The 16,826-nt window shown below is 61.5% G+C and carries 13 protein-coding genes; 9 read left to right on the top strand and 4 right to left on the bottom strand.

Annotation, left to right across the window (positions count from 1 at the left end; all coding sequences use genetic code 11):
• The first annotated feature begins 10 nt into the window (after positions 1-10).
• The 7 genes from LOZ77_RS12550 (at position 11) to LOZ77_RS12520 (ending at position 9,108) form a co-directional block, all read left to right on the top strand.
• Positions 11-1,159, top strand: coding sequence for an efflux RND transporter periplasmic adaptor subunit (locus tag LOZ77_RS12550; protein WP_230279164.1), 1,149 nt, complete (start codon positions 11-13; stop codon positions 1,157-1,159).
• A gap of 37 nt (positions 1,160-1,196) precedes the next feature.
• Entirely contained in the window at positions 1,197-4,460 is a 3,264-nt protein-coding gene (locus LOZ77_RS12545) for an efflux RND transporter permease subunit (RefSeq protein WP_230281864.1), read from the top strand.
• A 22-nt stretch (positions 4,461-4,482) separates the two neighbouring features.
• Positions 4,483-4,854 (top strand): STAS/SEC14 domain-containing protein, encoded by a 372-nt coding sequence (locus LOZ77_RS12540; protein WP_046904065.1) that lies wholly within the window; start codon positions 4,483-4,485, stop codon positions 4,852-4,854.
• Positions 4,851-5,480 carry a cation diffusion facilitator family transporter gene (locus LOZ77_RS12535; RefSeq protein WP_008603820.1) on the top strand — a complete coding sequence of 210 codons (630 nt, stop codon included), beginning with the start codon at positions 4,851-4,853 and terminating at the stop codon, positions 5,478-5,480. Before LOZ77_RS12540 ends, LOZ77_RS12535 begins: the two co-directional genes overlap by 4 nt.
• Before the next feature lie 24 nt (positions 5,481-5,504).
• On the top strand, positions 5,505-5,984 hold the full coding sequence (locus LOZ77_RS12530) for a hypothetical protein (RefSeq protein ID WP_230279363.1): 480 nt from the start codon (positions 5,505-5,507) through the stop codon (positions 5,982-5,984).
• A gap of 92 nt (positions 5,985-6,076) precedes the next feature.
• Positions 6,077-7,717 (top strand): acetolactate synthase large subunit, encoded by a 1,641-nt coding sequence (locus LOZ77_RS12525; RefSeq protein ID WP_255671128.1) that lies wholly within the window; start codon positions 6,077-6,079, stop codon positions 7,715-7,717.
• Positions 7,714-9,108 (top strand): aldehyde dehydrogenase family protein, encoded by a 1,395-nt coding sequence (locus LOZ77_RS12520; protein WP_230279361.1) that lies wholly within the window; start codon positions 7,714-7,716, stop codon positions 9,106-9,108. Before LOZ77_RS12525 ends, LOZ77_RS12520 begins: the two co-directional genes overlap by 4 nt.
• Before the next feature lie 137 nt (positions 9,109-9,245).
• Here LOZ77_RS12520 and LOZ77_RS12515 read toward each other — a convergent pair whose 3' ends face one another.
• The gene (locus LOZ77_RS12515; protein ID WP_088712478.1) at positions 9,246-9,644 is read right to left on the bottom strand and encodes a helix-turn-helix domain-containing protein; all 399 of its coding nucleotides are present in this window, start codon (positions 9,642-9,644) and stop codon (positions 9,246-9,248) included.
• 75 nt (positions 9,645-9,719) lie between these two features.
• Between LOZ77_RS12515 and LOZ77_RS12510 the strand changes: the two genes are divergently transcribed.
• Together LOZ77_RS12510 and LOZ77_RS12505 are read left to right on the top strand one after the other, a co-directional pair.
• Entirely contained in the window at positions 9,720-10,337 is a 618-nt protein-coding gene (locus tag LOZ77_RS12510; protein WP_230279360.1) for a cation transporter, read from the top strand.
• 96 nt (positions 10,338-10,433) lie between these two features.
• A complete protein-coding gene (locus LOZ77_RS12505) occupies positions 10,434-12,386 on the top strand; it encodes a cytochrome c/FTR1 family iron permease (RefSeq protein WP_230279359.1) in 1,953 nt (650 codons plus the stop codon).
• 17 nt (positions 12,387-12,403) lie between these two features.
• On the opposite strand, the gene LOZ77_RS12500 is transcribed toward LOZ77_RS12505, so the two are convergent.
• From LOZ77_RS12500 to LOZ77_RS12490, 3 genes are read right to left on the bottom strand one after another with little or no spacing between them, the layout of a single operon-like run.
• Complete coding sequence (locus tag LOZ77_RS12500) at positions 12,404-12,895, bottom strand: hypothetical protein (RefSeq protein ID WP_230279358.1); 492 nt, start codon at positions 12,893-12,895, stop codon at positions 12,404-12,406.
• 29 nt (positions 12,896-12,924) lie between these two features.
• Positions 12,925-15,264 carry a heavy metal translocating P-type ATPase gene (locus LOZ77_RS12495; RefSeq protein WP_230279357.1) on the bottom strand — a complete coding sequence of 780 codons (2,340 nt, stop codon included), beginning with the start codon at positions 15,262-15,264 and terminating at the stop codon, positions 12,925-12,927.
• 13 nt (positions 15,265-15,277) lie between these two features.
• The gene (locus tag LOZ77_RS12490) at positions 15,278-16,774 is read right to left on the bottom strand and encodes a multicopper oxidase family protein (protein ID WP_230279356.1); all 1,497 of its coding nucleotides are present in this window, start codon (positions 16,772-16,774) and stop codon (positions 15,278-15,280) included.
• Between the last annotated feature and the right edge of the window lie 52 nt (positions 16,775-16,826).

Genomic DNA, 16,826 nt, shown 5'->3' with positions numbered 1-16,826 from the left:
GTATTTCCAAATGAACCGTAGACGTCTGGCCGTTTTTATCGGCGTGATCGTTTCAATCGCCGCTGCAGTGTTTATGCTGTGGCCAAGTGGCAGTGCCGACCAGCACATTGAGGAAACGAGCGAGGAGGCCGAGCTTCCCGAAGGGCTTGTCCTGCTTGGCGCCGAACAAATCGAAGCGTCCCAGATAGAGGTCGAAACCGTCGGTCAGGGATCGGCGGTCGAGCTGGTCTTTCCGGCCACCGTCGCGGCAAGCCCGACGGCAAGTGCCCGCATCGATGCCCGCGCAGCGGGCGTAGTCCGCAGTGTCGGCAAAACGCTGGGTGATTACGTGAGGCAGGGCGAGACGATTGCCCGCATCGAGAGCGCCGACGCCGCTGCTCTTGCGGCGCAACTCAGCGCAGCGGGCGCGCGGGTCAACGAATTGTCTGCTGCCTACGATCGGGAGCGCCGCCTTTTCGAAGCCAATGTCACCGCGCGGCAGGATCTCGAGGCCGCCCGAGCCAATCTGCAGGTTGCTCAATCGGAACTTGCACGCGCCCAGGCGGCAGTCTCCGCGGCGGGTGTTAGCGGCGACGGGCGCTCCCTTGCGGTTACGAGCCCGCTCGCGGGCCGAGTGACCTCGGCGCCTATCGTTCTCGGCTCCTTCGTCGATGCCGGGGAAGAACTCTATCAGGTCGTGAATCCGAGCGGCATGCAGGTCGAGGTTGCCCTCCCGTCGGCTGAAGCAAGCCGCATCCAGCCTGGCGACGAGGCTACGCTGGAAATCGCGGACAACCGGGAAGTGGGTGCGCGCGTGCGATCCGTCACTCCCTCGCTCGATCCCGAAAGCCGCAGCGCTACGGCGGTCCTGTCGCTCGCAAGGCCGATCCCCGGCCTGCAACCCGGGGCCTTCCTGCAGGCACGTATCCGCCCCTCGGGTGAGGTCGACACAGGCCGCATATCGGTGCCGGAAAGTGCTGTCCAGACAATCGATGGCGCAGAAGTGGTCTTCGTTCGCACGCGCCGCGGGTTTCAAGCCCGTCCGGTGGTCACCGGTGCGCGTTCGGGAGGACGGGTGGTCATCGAGTCCGGTCTCGAAGCGCAGTGGCGGATCGCCACCGCCAATGCCTTTTTGCTGAAGGCTGAACTCGAGAAGGAGGAGGCCGAGCATGGACACTGATCACATGCAGGACGCTGATCGCTCCCACCGCCATGGCCTGATCGGCATGATCCTCGACGTCGCCGTGCGCTTTCGCTGGGCAATGGTCGTGCTGACGCTCGGTGTGGCAATCTATGGCGTGGTGAATTTGCTGCGCCTGCCCATCGATGCCGTACCCGATATCACCAACGTACAGGTGCAGATCAACACCGAGGCACCAGCCTTGTCGCCCTCGCAAGTCGAGACGCAGGTCACCTATCCTGTCGAGACCGGGCTTGCCGGTATCGAGGGTCTGGAGATGACCCGCTCGATATCGCGCAACGGGTTCAGCCAGGTGACCGCGATTTTCGAGGAAGGGACCGACATCTATTTCGCGCGTCAGCAGGTCAACGAACGGCTGACGCCCATAAGCGCCTCCCTACCCGAGGGTGCCGAACCGGTGATGGGACCCATCTCGACCGGCTTGGGCGAAGTGCTCATGTATACCATCGAGTTCGAGTTTCCTGACGGCAAGGAAGCACCGCTGGGCGGAGCGGTCGGTTGGCAGTCCGACGGGAGCTTTGTGACCGAACGTGGCGACCGGCTCGACAGCGATGTTGCCAAGGCTGCCTATCTGCGAACCATCCAGGACTGGGTGGTTGCCCCCCTCATGCGGTCGGTCGACGGTGTGGCAGGTGTCGACTCGATTGGCGGCTTCGAAAAGCAATACCTCGTTCAACCCGATCCCGTGCGATTGACCGGTTACGGTTTATCGTTCGACGAGGTGATCGACGCGCTGGAAGCGGCCAATCTCGCCGAAGGCGCCAATTTCGTCGAGCGGGCCGGTGAAGCCCTTCTCGCCCGGGTCGATGCGCGCCTCGGCAGTGTTGAGGATATCGAGCAGGCGGTCGTTTCCACCCGCGAGGGGGTCCCCATTCGCGTAGGTGACGTCGCCACGGTCAGCATCGGTGGCGACCTGCGAACGGGCGCGGCGTCGCTGAACGGCGATGAAGCGGTCGTGGGCACCGTGCTCATGCGCGCGGGCGAGAACAGCCGCACCGTGTCGGCCGAGGCGGCCGAACGGCTCGAGGAAGTTCGCAGCTCCCTGCCGGAAGGAATTGTCGCGGAGATCGTCTACAACCGGTCTTCCCTGGTCGATGCGACGATCGCGACCGTCGAGAAGAACCTTGTCGAGGGCGCGCTTCTGGTCATTGCAATCCTGTTCTTGCTGCTGGGCAACATCCGGGCAGCGATCATCGCGGCGCTGGTCATCCCCTTTTCCATGCTGATGGCATCGATCGGAATGAACCGGCTCGGCGTTTCGGGCAATCTCATGAGCCTGGGTGCGCTGGACTTCGGCCTGATCGTCGATGGTGCCGTCATCATCGTCGAGAACAGCGTCGCGAGGCTCGCGGCTCGACAGGAACACGAAGGCCGACTTCTTACACTTGGTGAGAGGTTGACGGAAACGCGGCTTGCCGCGCAGGAAATGATCAAGCCGACCGTGTACGGCCAGGCGATCATTCTTCTCGTCTTCGCACCGCTTCTCACCTTTACCGGCGTCGAAGGCAAAACCTTTTCACCCATGGCGATCACGGTCATGCTCGCGCTCGCCTCGGCGTTCGTGTTGTCGCTGACCTTCGTCCCGGCAATGATCGCCATCCTGCTCAACAAGAAGCTGACGGAAAAGGAGGTCAAGCCGATCCGGATCGCCAAGGAGCGATACGGACCCCTGGTCCGCAAGGCGATCACCCGCCCCTGGCCGGTCATCGGCATGGGCGTCGGCATCTTCGCCTTTGCGGCCTTCGTGTTCAGCTTCCTCGGGAGCGAGTTCACACCGCAATTGGACGAGCGCGACATCGCCGTGCAATCGCTGCGTATTCCTTCGACATCGCTCGAACGTTCGCTCGCGATGCAAAGGCGGGTAGAGGACCGGCTCGAGCAATTTCCGCAAGTCGAGCTTGTCTTTTCGCGGACGGGCACGGCGGAAGTGGCCAGTGACCCGATGCCGCCGAACGCTTCCGATGCGTACGTGATCCTCAAACCCCGTGAGGAATGGCCCGATCCCGACCTCGCCAAGGACGAGTTGGTCGCGCAAATGGAGAGCGCCCTCAGCAGTCTCGTCGGCAACCTTTACGAGTTCAGCCAACCGATCGAATTGCGGTTCAACGAATTGATCGCAGGCGTTCGCGGAGATGTTGCCGTCAAGATCTACGGAGACGATCTCAGCGCCATGACCTCGGCGGCGAACGAGGTTGCGGGCGTGCTGCGCAATGTCGACGGCGCCGCGGACGTCAAGGTCCAGCAAGTGACCGGGTTCCCCACCCTCGATATTGCCTTCGATCGGCCAGCGATTGCCCGTTACGGGCTGAAGGTCGAAGACGTTGCGCAATCGGTGGCGATCGCACTGGGCGGTCGGCCTGCGGGCCTCGTTTTCGAAGGCGATCGCCGCTTCGATGTGGTTGTGCGGTTGTCGGACGCGACCCGCGACGATTTCGACCAGCTCGGTGCTTTGCCGGTGCTGCTCCCGAACGGGGCAACCATACCGCTACGCTCGGTTGCCGAGTTCCGTGTGGTGGATGGTCTCGCGGAGGTTCGCCGGGAACAGGGACGCAGACTGGTGATCGTTTCGTCCAACGTGCGAGAACGCGACCTCGGGTCTTTTGTAGAAGAGGCCCAGGAAAGGGTTGCGGCGCAGGTCGAACTGCCCGCTGCCGCGTTTATCGAGTGGGGCGGTCAATACCAGAACCTCCAGGCTGCTCAGGAAAGACTTCAGATAGTCATTCCTATCGCTTTCGCGGTCATTCTCTTGCTGCTTTACATGGCGGTTGGGGGCTGGGTGCCGGCGCTCGCCGTATTCAGCGCGATCCCGTTGGCCCTGGCAGGCGGGATTTTCTCCTTGGCTCTACGCGGGATGCCATTCTCGGTATCTGCGGCGGTAGGCTTTATCGCCCTGTCGGGTGTGGCGACCTTGAATGGCCTCGTGATGGTGACTGCGATCCGTCAGCGGCTCGACAGGGGCATGGCGCTCGATGACGCCATCGTCGATGGTGGATTGGCGCGCCTAAGGCCGGTTCTCATGACCGCGCTCGTTGCATCGCTCGGCTTCGTGCCGATGGCCATTGCGACCGGGACCGGCGCGGAAGTGCAACGTCCCTTGGCGACAGTCGTCATTGGAGGGTTGATCACCGCCACCGCGCTGACCCTTTTCGTCTTGCCCGCAATCTTGAAGCTGGTTTTCGGGACCAGAGAAGATGACCGGACCTGGCGACAGCGTTGGTGGGACAGGCTGCGGCGCAATGTGACAAGCGATGAGCAGCGCGAGCTGAAGGACATCACATGACCGATCGGGAAAGGAGAATACGGTGCTGGCACTGAAGGAAAAGAACGGACTGCTCTGGATACGTGCCGGAGGCAGGCAGGGGGATGAAGCCTATGACCGCTTTGTTCCCCAATTCGAACATATCGCAGAGCGCGAGGCCGGTACCGTCCCGATGGTGATCGAGCTCGCGCCTGACTTTTCGGGTTGGAACTTCGGAGGTCTCTGGCGCGATCTCAAGTTCGACATCCGGCATAAGGATTGTTTCGGCCGGATCGCCATAATCGGCGACAGCGAATGGGAAGAGTGGGGCACGAAATTGTCATCCTCACTCTTCCGCACCGAAATGAAGTTCTTCCGGCCAACACAGCGTAGTCATGCGGAAAGCTGGGTACAAACCGAGGAGGACGCAGCATGAGTGGCGGACATGAGGTCGATGTCGGGTCGCCTGAAAAGCGCAAGACCCTGTGGGTTGTCCTGTGGCTTAACGTGGCCATCGCGATCGGCTTTTTCGCGGTCGGGTATTTTGCCGATTCTAATGCGCTGTTGGCGAACGGCCTCGATAATTCATCCGATGCCATCGTTTATGCGCTCAGCCTGCTCGCGCTGACCCGCTCACGGACCTGGAAACGCGGGGCCGCACGTTTCTCCGGCATCATGCTGCTGATCTTCTCTGCTGGGGTTATCTTCGATGCTTACCGACGGTTTGTGGAAGGGTCCGATCCGGGCGGGATATTGATGATGGCGATGGCGTTCATCGCGGGGATGGTCAATCTCTATTGCCTGCGCCTGCTGCAGAAGATGGAGAACAAGGACGTCAATATGCGGGCGGCGACCACCTTCAGCTTCAACGACTTTATCTCTAATGGCGGGATCATTATCGCCGGCATCATTGTGATGCTGACCGGAACCAACTGGCCCGACCTCGTTGTGGGCATCGCGGTAGCTTGCATCGCTCTCTATGGCGGCATCGAGATTCTGCGCGACGCTCACATGGATAGCCACGACGATGCGGGAACCAAACACGGCGAGAAGAGGAATTGACCCTATTCGATCTTCCTGCACAATGTGTCCGATGCGCTGGCTTCGGCCGGTGTGATCGTGGCTGGCGTGCTCATTCTGCGATACGAACTTTATATCGCCGATCTGACCATCACGGTGGTCATTGGTGACTTTGTGATCTGGCAGGGCGTTACTTTGTTGCCTCGCACGGTGCGTCTCTTGATGGGCGCGGTGCCGGACGAAAGCGAGTTCGATCGCATTGTGAGCGACCTGCGTGACGCAGAAGGCGTGGCCGACGTCCATCACGTCCAAGTCTGGAGCATCAGCGATCATTATCGCGCGCTTGAGGCGCATGTCGTTCCTGCCGAATCTTCGTTGCAGGCTTTCGAGGATGTGAAGGCGCGGGCTCGCGGTATGCTCGAGACGCAGCACGCCATCGCCCATGCAACGTTCGAAGCCTGTCTCGCTGCGGACTGTGATCCCGACATGATCCCGGACCATCAGGTCGAGAAGAACCATCATCACGACCATGACCGCGACCATTGACAAGCGCGGCGATCGGGTCGGTCGCTGTGGGTAAGCTGCTTGGCAGCGCACGACATGAACCGCCCTGCAACCCGTAAAATGAGGACCAACGAATGAAAGCTTCCGATCTTATGGTCGCCGCGCTCGAGGCCGAGGGCGTCGAATATGTTTTCGCCGTTCCAGGCGAAGAGAACCTGGATCTCCTGGAATCGCTGCGAACTTCCGCCATCACGCTGGTTCTGGCCCGTCACGAACAGGGCGCTGGCTTCATGGCGGCGACCTATGGCCGCCTGACCGGCAAGGCAGGTGTGTGCCTGGCAACGCTCGGGCCTGGTGCCACGAACCTGACCACACCGGCGGCCTATGCCGCGCTCGGAGCCTTCCCGCTCGTGATCATTACCGGGCAGAAACCGATCAAGACATCGAAACAGGCCCAGTTCCAGATTGTCGACGTCGTTTCCCTGTTTACGCCGCTCTGCAAGGCTTCGACCCAGATCGTGAACGGCAATCGCATTCCCTCGCTCGTTCGCGAAGGTTTCCGTCTGGCGCAGGAAGAAAGGCCGGGCGCTGTACTGCTCGAGCTGCCGGAAGATATCGCTGAAGAGGAAACGATCGAACCGGTCATACCGCCGCATTACAGGCGTTATGCGGTCGCCGGAGATGCTGCGCTCGACGAAGCGGCCGAGCGCATCATCGCGGCTGAGCGGCCATTGCTCCTGATCGGTGCCGGAGCGAACCGCCGCCGCGCTTCGAAAGCGTTGCGCAAATTCGTGTCTGATACCGGCTTTCCATTCTTCGACACCCAGATGGGCAAGGGCGTGGTCGATGAAGATAGCGAGCTCTATCTGGGCACCGCGGCGCTATCGTCGGGCGATTATGTTCACTGCGCAATCGAAAAGGCCGATCTGATCGTCAATATCGGTCACGACGTGGTGGAGAAGCCGCCCTTCTTCATGGAGCCGGGCGGGCAGACCGTCATCCATATCAATTACAAGGCAGCCGAAGTCGATCAGGTCTACTTCCCGCAGCTCGAGGTCATCGGCGACATCGCCGGATCGGTCGAGCGGCTGGGAAACCGCCTGGATGGCAAGCTGCAGTGCGACCGCAGCTATTATACCGCCCTGCATCACGAGATTGCATCGCACATCTCCGAGACCAGCGACGACGAACGTTTTCCAATGGTCCCCCAGCGCGTAGTTGCCGACGTACGCAGCGTAATGGCGCGCGATGATATCGTTGCGCTCGACAACGGCATCTACAAGATCTGGTTCGCCAGAAACTACATCGCCCACGAGCCTGGCACCATCCTGCTCGACAATGCATTGGCGACGATGGGTGCTGGCCTTCCATCCGCCATGATGGCTGCGATGCTGGCGCCGGGGCGCAGAGTGCTCGCGGTATGCGGCGATGGCGGGTTCATGATGAACTCGCAGGAACTGGAAACGGCCGTCAGGCTTGGACTGAACCTTGTCGTTCTCGTTCTGAATGATGCAGCATACGGGATGATCCGCTGGAAGCAGGACCAGCTTGGCTTTCCGGACTACGGCCTGACCTTTTCCAATCCCGACTTCGTCACCTACGCAAAAAGCTATGGAGCGACCGGTCACCGGGTGGAGCGGAGCGCAGATCTTGTGGCGGTCCTGAACGACGCATTCGAGGCTGGCGGCGTGCATCTCGTCGATCTGCCCGTCGACTATTCCGAAAACAAGAAGGTGCTGATTGATGAACTCGGCGCAAAGGTGTGCGAGCTATGAAGACGATCGTTCACAATCCGTTCGACCGCGAGCCGGTTGCAGAAGTGCCGCTAATCGACTGGCCTCAAATCGATGAATGGCTGAGTGAAGCGCAGTTGCTCCACCGCGACCGCCATGGCTGGCTTGCCGTGCACGAGCGTATCGCCATCCTCCGGCGGGCTGCGGATATCATGCGCGAACGAGCCCAGGATCTGGCTCTCCAGATCGTCAGGGAGGGCGGCAAACCCCTGGTCGATGCGCGCGTGGAAGCCGGTCGCGCGATCAGCAGCGTCGACTTGTGCGTTCAGGCGCTCAGCGATGGCGGCGGCCACGAGATCCCCATGGACCTGACAGAAGCGGGTGCGGGAAGGACGGCATATACCTTCCGCGAGCCGATCGGTCCTGTCGTGGCGATCTCGGCATTCAATCACCCCCTCAACCTGATCGTCCATCAGGTTGCACCGGCGGTAGCAGCCGGGTGCCCCGTTCTCATCAAGCCTGCGCTGGAAACGCCTCTGTCATGCCAGAGCTTCGTGAGCATTCTCCATGAAGCCGGCCTGCCCGAGGCCTGGTGCCGGTTCGCACCTTGCGGCAACGATATCGCCGAAAGAATGGTAACCGATCCGCGCACGGCGTTCTTCTCATTCATCGGTTCTGCGAAAATCGGCTGGATGCTTCGCTCGAAGCTGGCGCCGGGGACCCGCATTGCTCTCGAGCACGGCGGCGCGGCGCCGGTAATCGTGGACAACGGCGTGGAGCGCGCAGCAGTGATCGCCTCGTTGCTTAAAGGCGGGTTCTATCATTCGGGTCAGGTCTGCGTTTCCGTACAGCGCGTATTCGTCCCTGCTGCAGAATTGAAAGACTTCGCCAATGACCTAGGGCGAGCTGCCGAAAAGCTGGTCGTGGGCGATCCCGCCGATGCTCAGACCCAATGCGGACCCCTGATCCGAACGGAGGAAGTTGACCGCGTCGAACGCTGGGTCGATGAAGCCATCGCAGCAGGCGGCACCCTGGTGTGCGGGGGAAGCCGTCTGAGTGATACTTTTTTCTCCCCGACCGTCATTGTCGATCCTCCCGAAAGTTCCAAGGTATCCCAGGAAGAAATCTTCGGCCCCGTGATCTGCGTGTATGGCTATGACGATATCGACCTGGCTATCAAGCAGGCCAATGCCCTGCCTTACGCCTTTCAGGCCGCTGTATTCACGGATCGCCTGTCAATCGCCAATCATTGCATACAGTCTCTGGCGGGATCGGCTGTGATGGTGAACGACCATACGGCATTCCGCGTCGACTGGATGCCTTTTGCAGGGCTGCGCCGCTCCGGGCTTGGCGTCGGCGGGATCCCCTACACTATGGCGGATATGAGCATTGAAAAAATGGCCGTCTGGAACTGGCCGACAGCAGCATCATAACCCGTTCGACAGACCCGGGATGGCGACACGGGCAGCTTCGCACCCGTCGGCCTTTCCCGAAGTTAAGTCTCTTAGGGGCGGCGGACAAAAGCCGTGCATCGGCGAGCCTGACCGAACTGGCGCACGAGGCGCGGGCATCAAGGCTCGGTGGTACCGGCAAGTACATCGATGATGCGACAATCGCCTACCGTGTCTTGCTCGCAGGCAGCGATCATGCGCCCAAGCTCCGTCCGCAACGCCTCCAGGCTGGCGATCTTGCGCTCGACTTCGCCGAGATGGCTTCTGGCCAGAGCGTCAATGCCCGCGCAGGACCGGTCGGCATCATCGGAGAGATCGAGCAATTCCCTGATGCGTGCCATCGAGAAGCCTAGATCACGCGCGCGCCGTATGAAGTTAAGGCGCGCTTCCTCTGCAGGTCCATAGTCGCGATAATTGGCCTTAGTGCGCGGAGGGGCAGCGAGGATACCCTCGCGCTCGTAGAAGCGGATTGTTTCGGATTTGACGCCGGTTATCCGGGCAAGTTGACCAATTCTCATGACAAAGGCTCCTACCGCTTGACCTTGTAGTTACTACAAGGTGCATAGGGCGGATCGACGCAAGGAGTCGAGTAAATGGGAAACACCTGCTGCGGTCCCGATGAGGCCGGTGCAAGCACCAACGATCCGACATGGCGGCGCATTCTGTGGATCGCGCTGGGCCTTAATGCAATCATGTTCGGCGTGGAGATCGTGGCAGGCATTGCTGCAGATTCGCGCGCCTTGCAGGCCGACGCGCTCGACTTTCTCGGTGATGCGGCAAACTATGCTATCAGTCTCGGTGTAGCAGGGATGGCGCTCGTCTGGCGCGCGCGTGCGGCTCTCGTAAAGGCGGCGACCATGCTGGCTTTCGGCCTGTGGGTGCTCGGCTCGGCCATCTGGGGTTTCTTTGTCGGGGCGTCGCCCGACCCGGGAACGATGGGCGCCATCGGTTCTCTTGCTCTGGCGGTAAATCTCGCCGTCGCCGCGATGCTGTTCCGGTATCGCTCGGGCGATGCGAACATGCGCTCGGTGTGGATCTGTTCGCGCAACGACGCGATCGGTAATATCGCCGTGCTGGCGGCAGCGATTGGCGTTTTCGGCACCGGCCGTGCGTGGCCCGATCTGGTTGTGGCGAGCATCATGGCAGGACTGGCGGTGTGGGGAAGTGCCGAAGTCTTCAATCAGGCACGCGGCGAACTGCGCTCTAGCTAAGCTCCAAAATCTGCCCGCGATTGCGGGTTGGAGGAAATAAGGTTCCGCTCACATGCTGCTATTGCGAGTTACTTGCAAAAGATTTAAAGACCCCGCATGCATCGCATCGTCTCCGCCACCGTCCATCCGGCACTGCGGCTCATTCTGCTGGCGCTTGCGCTGTGTCTGTCCGTCACCGCGAACGCGGAAGAACCCGACGTGCGAACCACCTGGCGTCTGCTCGATTATATCGCGGTCGACTACGCCTCCGCGGTTTCCGAGGGACGTGTTGCCGACGAATTCGAATATCGCGAAATGGTGGAGTTTTCCGATGTCGTGGCGCGGCAGGTCGCTGCATTTCCGGACACTAAAGACAATCAAGCACTCATCCGCCGATCGGACCAGCTGCGAGCTCTGATCGCCAACAAGGAACCTGCCGAGCGAGTTGGGCGCTTCGCGCGCGCGCTGGCAGCCTCGTTGCTGACAGCCTACCCGGTTCCGCTCGCCCCTTCGCAGGCGCCCGACCTTGTCCGCGCCCGCACTCTCTTCGCGCAGAACTGCGCCTCGTGTCACGGCGCCGCCGGAAGTGCGCCACCGGCCGCAATGCAGGCGCTCGATCCCCCGCCGATCGACTTCACCGATATCGACCGGGCGCGGCAGCGCAGTGCGTTCGGGCTTTACCAGGTCATCACGCAAGGGCTGGAAGGAACGTCCATGCCCAGCTTCGCATCGCTGTCCGACGAGGATCGCTGGGCGCTTGCATTCCATGCCGGCAGCATTGCTTTTGAAGATGTGGCCAAGGGCGAGCGTATTTGGCGGGAAGATGATGGCATACGCCAGCTTGTCCCCGATCTCGCGACGCTCGCCGCGCTCACACCGGAAAGTCTGGCCGAGCAGATCGGCGAGGACCGTGCGCTCGCCGTCATGGCCTATCTTCGCGCCAATCCCAATGCGGTGGGACAGGCAAATGACACAGGTTCGCTCGCCTTCGTTCGCGATACGCTCGATCGCAGCCTGTCAGCTTATCGGGCTGGCAACCGAGAGGAAGCGCGGCAGCTTGCCCTGTCTGCCTATCTCGAAGGGTTTGAACCCCTGGAGGCCCTCCTGGCAACGCGCGATGGCGGTTTGATGCGGGAGGTAGAACAGGCGCTCGGGCAATTCCGGGCCGGAATAGAGTCCGGTGCGAATCCATCCGAACTACAGCAACTAAGGGCTCGCATCGATAGTCTGCTGGCCAGAGCCGAGGGAGCGTTGGCTCCTGAGGCGGCCAGCGAAATCTCGACCTTTCTCGGCGCGTTCACCATCCTGCTGCGCGAGGGGATCGAAGCACTTCTGGTTGTGATCGCCATGATCGCCTTTGTGAAAAAGTCGCAGCGCACCGAGGTGTTGCCTTATGTTCATGGCGGCTGGATCGCCGCTCTTCTGGCAGGTGTCGCCACCTGGGTCGTAGCAACCTACTTCGTCAGCATCAGCGGTGCGAGCCGCGAGATGACCGAAGGGATCGGCGCGCTGCTGGCGGCTGTCATCCTCGCATCGGTCGGTATCTGGATGCACGGCAAATCCCAGGCCGAGGAATGGCGGCGCTATATCCAGGAAAAAATGGGCAAGGCGCTCTCGCGCGGATCGGCATGGTTTCTCTTCGGTCTCGCATTCGTGGTTGTCTACCGGGAAGCGTTCGAGACCATCCTGTTCTACGCTGCCCTGTGGAACCCGCAGAGCAGCGGCATAATACTGGCAGGTGCCTTGTCCGCAGTCGCGCTGCTGGCGCTCATTGCATGGGCCATGCTGCGCTACAGCCGTAAACTGCCGATCACCCAGTTCTTCCGCTACAGTGCTATCCTGATTGCGATCCTTGCGGTCATTCTCGCGGGCAAGGGCGTGGGCGCTTTCCAGGAGGCCGGAGTTCTTTCCGCCACCTTCATTGCGGGCTTGCCGCGCCTCGCCGAACTCGGCTTCTTCCCGACTGTCGAGACGATGGGCGCGCAATTGCTCACGCTGCTGGCCCTGATTGCCGGATTTCGGGTAAGTCGATCACCATCGGGACCGCAGCCGGCAGCTGTCGAGGGATAGGAGATCCCGGTTTGCGATCAGCGGGGTCCGGTGCCGAGACGGCGCGCGAGCCACAAGGTGGCGGTGGGAACCGCGACCCACATCACGATCGGTACCAGGCCGATTTTGGTCCCGGGCACAAGCGGCATGATTGCACTATAGGACCACCCCCAGTCGGCACCGACAGCCAGCACTTCGACCATGGCAGTAATGGCCAGGCCGATTCCCAGGAACACGACCAAACGCGAGATCGGCCAGTCTACGAGCCACGGCGTTTTACCACTGCCGACAGAGGCGCCGAGATAAGCGGCCACCATGATCCCGGCATCGCCGAACGAGGCCAGGCCGCAGCGACGTGCTGCCTCGGCAGGCGACAGACCTCCCGACTGGTAGAAAGGAAGCTGAAGCATCTCCCAGGCGAATGCGATAAGAATTCCGAATATCGCGATCCAGAGGGCTGGATGAGCACCGCGCCATTCGCGCGATTCCTCAGAGATTTGGTCCTGATCCTGCATCGTCTGATTCGTCACTCCTGCGATCTCCGTCCCGTCCCCATCGCTCAGGTATCGAATTTGGGAAGAGCGAGGCCGCGCAGGCGCAGGGCGTTGCCGATCACCGATACCGAAGACAGGCTCATCGCTGCGGCCGCGATCATCGGGTTCAAAAGCAACCCGGTCCATGGATAGAGGACACCTGCTGCGACCGGTATGCCGAGCGCATTATACGCAAAGGCAAAGAACAGGTTCTGCCTGATGTTGCGCATAGTGGCCCGAGACAGGACGAGCGCCTGAACAACGCCGACGAGGTCGCCGCGCACCAATGTCACGCCCGCGCTTTCGATCGCGACATCGGTACCCGTTCCCATCGCGATGCCGACATGCGAAGCGGCAAGCGCGGGTGCGTCGTTTATGCCGTCGCCGGCCATAGCGACCCGGCGACCCTCGCTCTTCAACTGCTCGATCTTGCGATGTTTGTCCTCGGGCGAGACGTTCGCTTCGACTTCGTCGATACCGACCTGGCTTGCTACCGCACGCGCGGTGGCTTCGCTGTCGCCGGTAAGCATTACGATCTTGATGCCGCGCTCATGCAGCGCGGCAATAGCGGTGCGGCTGGTTTCCTTGATCGGATCGGCGACAGCGATAAGGCCTGCCGGTGCCCCGTCCACGGCCACGAACATCACCGTCTGTCCGAGGCTTCGGCCTTCGTCCGCCGTTGACCGCCAGCCTTCTTCGAGCGCCCCTATACGCTCCATCATCTTTTCATTCCCGATCGCGACCAGGCGCTTGTCGACATTTGCCTGGATACCTTCGCCGGTCACGGATTCGATATCGGAAGCGTCGAGAATGGCAGCGCCCCTGTTTTGAGCCCCTTCCACGATCGCGTGGGCGAGCGGATGCTCGCTTCCTCTCTCAACGGCAGCGACAAGGCTCAGCAATTCCTGCTCGTCGAAATTTGGCTGCGGTTTTACGTCGACAAGATCAGGCTTGCCCCGGGTCAGCGTTCCGGTCTTGTCGACGACCAGCGTATCGATCTTTTCCAGCGTTTCGAGCGCTTCGGCGTTCTTGATCAGGATGCCGTGCTGGGCTCCCTTGCCGGTGCCGGTCATGATCGACATTGGCGTCGCCAGTCCGAGCGCGCAGGGACAGGCGATGATCAGAACGGCGACCGCGTTGACGAGCGCGTAGGCAAGGGCCGGTGCCGGTCCCCAGATGGCCCAGACGACAAAACTCACGATAGCGACAAGGACGACGATGGGGACGAACCATCCGGTGACTTGGTCGGCGAGCCGCTGGATCGGTGCCCGGCTGCGCTGCGCCTCCGCCACCATCTGCACGATCTTCGAGAGCATGGTGTCCGCGCCGACCTGCGTCGCGCGCATGGTGAAGCTGCCGGTCTGGTTGACAGTGCCTCCGATCACGGGATCGCCAGCGCTTTTCTTGACGGGAATGGGCTCGCCGCTGATCATGGACTCGTCGATGGCGCTGCTTCCATCCTCGAGCGTGCCATCGACGGGGACCTTGTCGCCCGGACGCACGCGCAGCAGGTCCCCCGACGTCAATTCATCGAGCGGTACTTCGCGCTCATCGCCGCGACCGAAGATCTTCATCGCGGTCGGGGGCGCGAGTTCGAGAAGCGCTCGCAAGGCGCTCGATGTCGATCCGCGCGCCTTAAGCTCGAGCACCTGCCCGAGCAGCACGAGGGTCGTGATAACCGCTGCGGCCTCGTAATAGACGCCGACCCGGCCCGCATGATCGCGGAAAGCCTCGGGGAAGATGTCCGGGGCGAGGGTTGCCACAAGGCTGAACAGATAAGCGATGGCAACGCCGAAGCCGATCAGGGTGAACATGTTGAGGTTCATGGTTCGGACTGATTGCAGCGCGCGGGTGAAGAAGGGCCAGCCGCCCCAAAGCACCACCGGAGTGGCCAGCAGAAGCTGCAGCCACTGCGCGAAAGCGGGTTCGATGACCTGATCGAACGGTCGCGACGGGATCATGTCGCCCATCGCATAGGCGAAGAGCGGCAGGGTGAAGAGCGCGCTCCACCAGAACCTTCGCCGCATGTCGACGAGTTCGGGATCGGGGCCCTCGTTCAAGGTGACCGTTTCGGGTTCGAGGGCCATCCCGCATATCGGGCAGGAGCCCGGCCCCGGCTGCCGGATCTCCGGATGCATCGGACAGGTGTATATCGTACCTTCCGGGACATCCTCGACAGCATCGAGGTGCGCCTTCGAAAGATACATCTCCGGATCCGCGCGGAACTTGTCGAGGCAGCGCGAGGAGCAGAAGTAATGGTCGCCACCCTCGTGTCGATCGATGAAGCGGGCGCCGTCCATCTTCACGCTCATTCCGCAAACGGGGTCGGTCGCCGTACCCTCGATTGCATTGTGCCCATCGCTCATCTGTCGTTCTCCCCTAATTGGCCGTGACCACGAATTGCCCCATCATGCCTGCGTCCTCGTGCTCGAGGATATGACAGTGATACATGTAGGGATTGTCGGGATCGGTATTCTCTTCGAACCGCAACAGCAGCCTGACCTGTTCACGTGGCTTGACGATAACGGTGTCCTTGAAGCCCGCCTCTTCCGCCTGCGGAGGCCGACCGTCCCGGTCGAGCAAGCGGAACTGCACATTATGAATATGAAAGGGATGGGCCATCATCGATGCGTTGGCGATTTCCCATATTTCCCACTGACCCACCGGTACGCGCTGATTGATGACATCCATGTCCATGGTCTCGCCGTTGATCGCCATGCCCCGACCCATCATGCCCATATCGAGTACGAAACGGCGGCTGCGAACGGCGAGCGAGGGGTCTGGCGCGGCTAGCGCGGCCAGGGTGGGCGGGAGCATCACTGGAGTCGATGATCCGGAGGGACGCATATCGAGGATCGAAAAGGTGCGGCCCTGCCTCTCGCGACCGGTCCGGTTTCCCATCATTCCGCCGTCCATCATACCCCCGCCTTCTCCGGCCATCATGCCCATGGCGTTATCAGGACTGCTGGCATTCAGGCGCAGCGGGCGCCCTTCGGAAAGGTCGACGATCACTTGTGCGCGTTCGCCTGGGGCAAGGGTAAGACTGCGAATCTCGCGGGGTGCGGCAAGCAGGCCGCCATCGCTTGCGATGAGTTGCATCGGACGATCACCTTCGAGCGAGAAGGTGTAGAACCGCGCATTCGATCCATTGAGAAGCCGCAGGCGCAGCGGACCGGCGGTGGCGTCGAAAACGGCATTGGCCGTTCCGTTCACATAGATGCGCTCACCTATCACCCCCATCATCCGCGAGTGCATGTTGAGCGGGTAAACGAGGCGGCCTGAGCTGTCGATCACGCGATCCTGCACGACGAGCGGGATATCATCTACACCGTACCGGCTCGGCAGATCGAGGCGATCCTCTTCCTCGTCGCGCACGTAGATCGGGGCAGCAAGTCCGGCATAGACCTGTGGTCCGGCCCGGCGATGCGTATGAGAATGATACCAGTATAGCGAAGCGCGCTGGCGTATTTCGAAGGACGGGCTCCAGCGTTCGCCGGGCCGCACGAGTTGGTGCGGTCCGCCATCCGCGGTGGCGGGAAGTTCGAAACCATGCCAGTGGACGGTCGCATCCTCGGCAAGCTTGTTGTCGATATGAAAGCGAACCTGTTCGCCGCGGCGCATTTCGAGGGTCGGACCGAGATAGGATGCGTCGATACCGATCGTCGGTGACGGCGTGCCGGGCACGAATTCTTTCTCGCCCGGTGTCAGGGACAGGCGAAAGACACGCTCGCCCCGTTCGATCGTTCCGGCCTGTAGCCGAGGTATGGCAAGAGGATTGCTTGCTCCTCGCTGATCGAGCGACACCCTGCTTTGCGTGTCGCAACCCACCAGCGGCAGCGCCGCGAAACCCGTCGCCGCGAGGCCGGCGCTTTTCATGAAGTCGCGGCGATCCTTAAAGTCGGGCCTGTCGATACCGGGCATATTCACC

Origin of the sequence: Croceicoccus sp. Ery15, from assembly GCF_020985305.1 — a bacterium.
Taxonomy (GTDB): Bacteria; Pseudomonadota; Alphaproteobacteria; order Sphingomonadales; family Sphingomonadaceae; genus Croceicoccus.
This window is presented reverse-complemented; position numbering and strand designations above follow the sequence as displayed.

Bases quoted from the DNA above. Each gene is read 5' to 3' on its own strand.
- LOZ77_RS12550 (WP_230279164.1), top strand. From the start codon at position 11: ATGAACCGTAGACGTCTGGCCGTTTTTATCGGCGTGATCGTTTCAATC.
- LOZ77_RS12535 (WP_008603820.1), top strand. From the start codon at position 4,851: ATGAGTGGCGGACATGAGGTCGATGTCGGGTCGCCTGAAAAGCGCAAG.
- LOZ77_RS12525 (WP_255671128.1), top strand. From the start codon at position 6,077: ATGAAAGCTTCCGATCTTATGGTCGCCGCGCTCGAGGCCGAGGGCGTC.
- LOZ77_RS12520 (WP_230279361.1), top strand. From the start codon at position 7,714: ATGAAGACGATCGTTCACAATCCGTTCGACCGCGAGCCGGTTGCAGAA.
- LOZ77_RS12515 (WP_088712478.1), bottom strand. From the start codon at position 9,644: ATGAGAATTGGTCAACTTGCCCGGATAACCGGCGTCAAATCCGAAACA.
- LOZ77_RS12510 (WP_230279360.1), top strand. From the start codon at position 9,720: ATGGGAAACACCTGCTGCGGTCCCGATGAGGCCGGTGCAAGCACCAAC.
- LOZ77_RS12505 (WP_230279359.1), top strand. From the start codon at position 10,434: ATGCATCGCATCGTCTCCGCCACCGTCCATCCGGCACTGCGGCTCATT.
- LOZ77_RS12495 (WP_230279357.1), bottom strand. From the start codon at position 15,264: ATGAGCGATGGGCACAATGCAATCGAGGGTACGGCGACCGACCCCGTT.
- LOZ77_RS12490 (WP_230279356.1), bottom strand. From the start codon at position 16,774: ATGAAAAGCGCCGGCCTCGCGGCGACGGGTTTCGCGGCGCTGCCGCTG.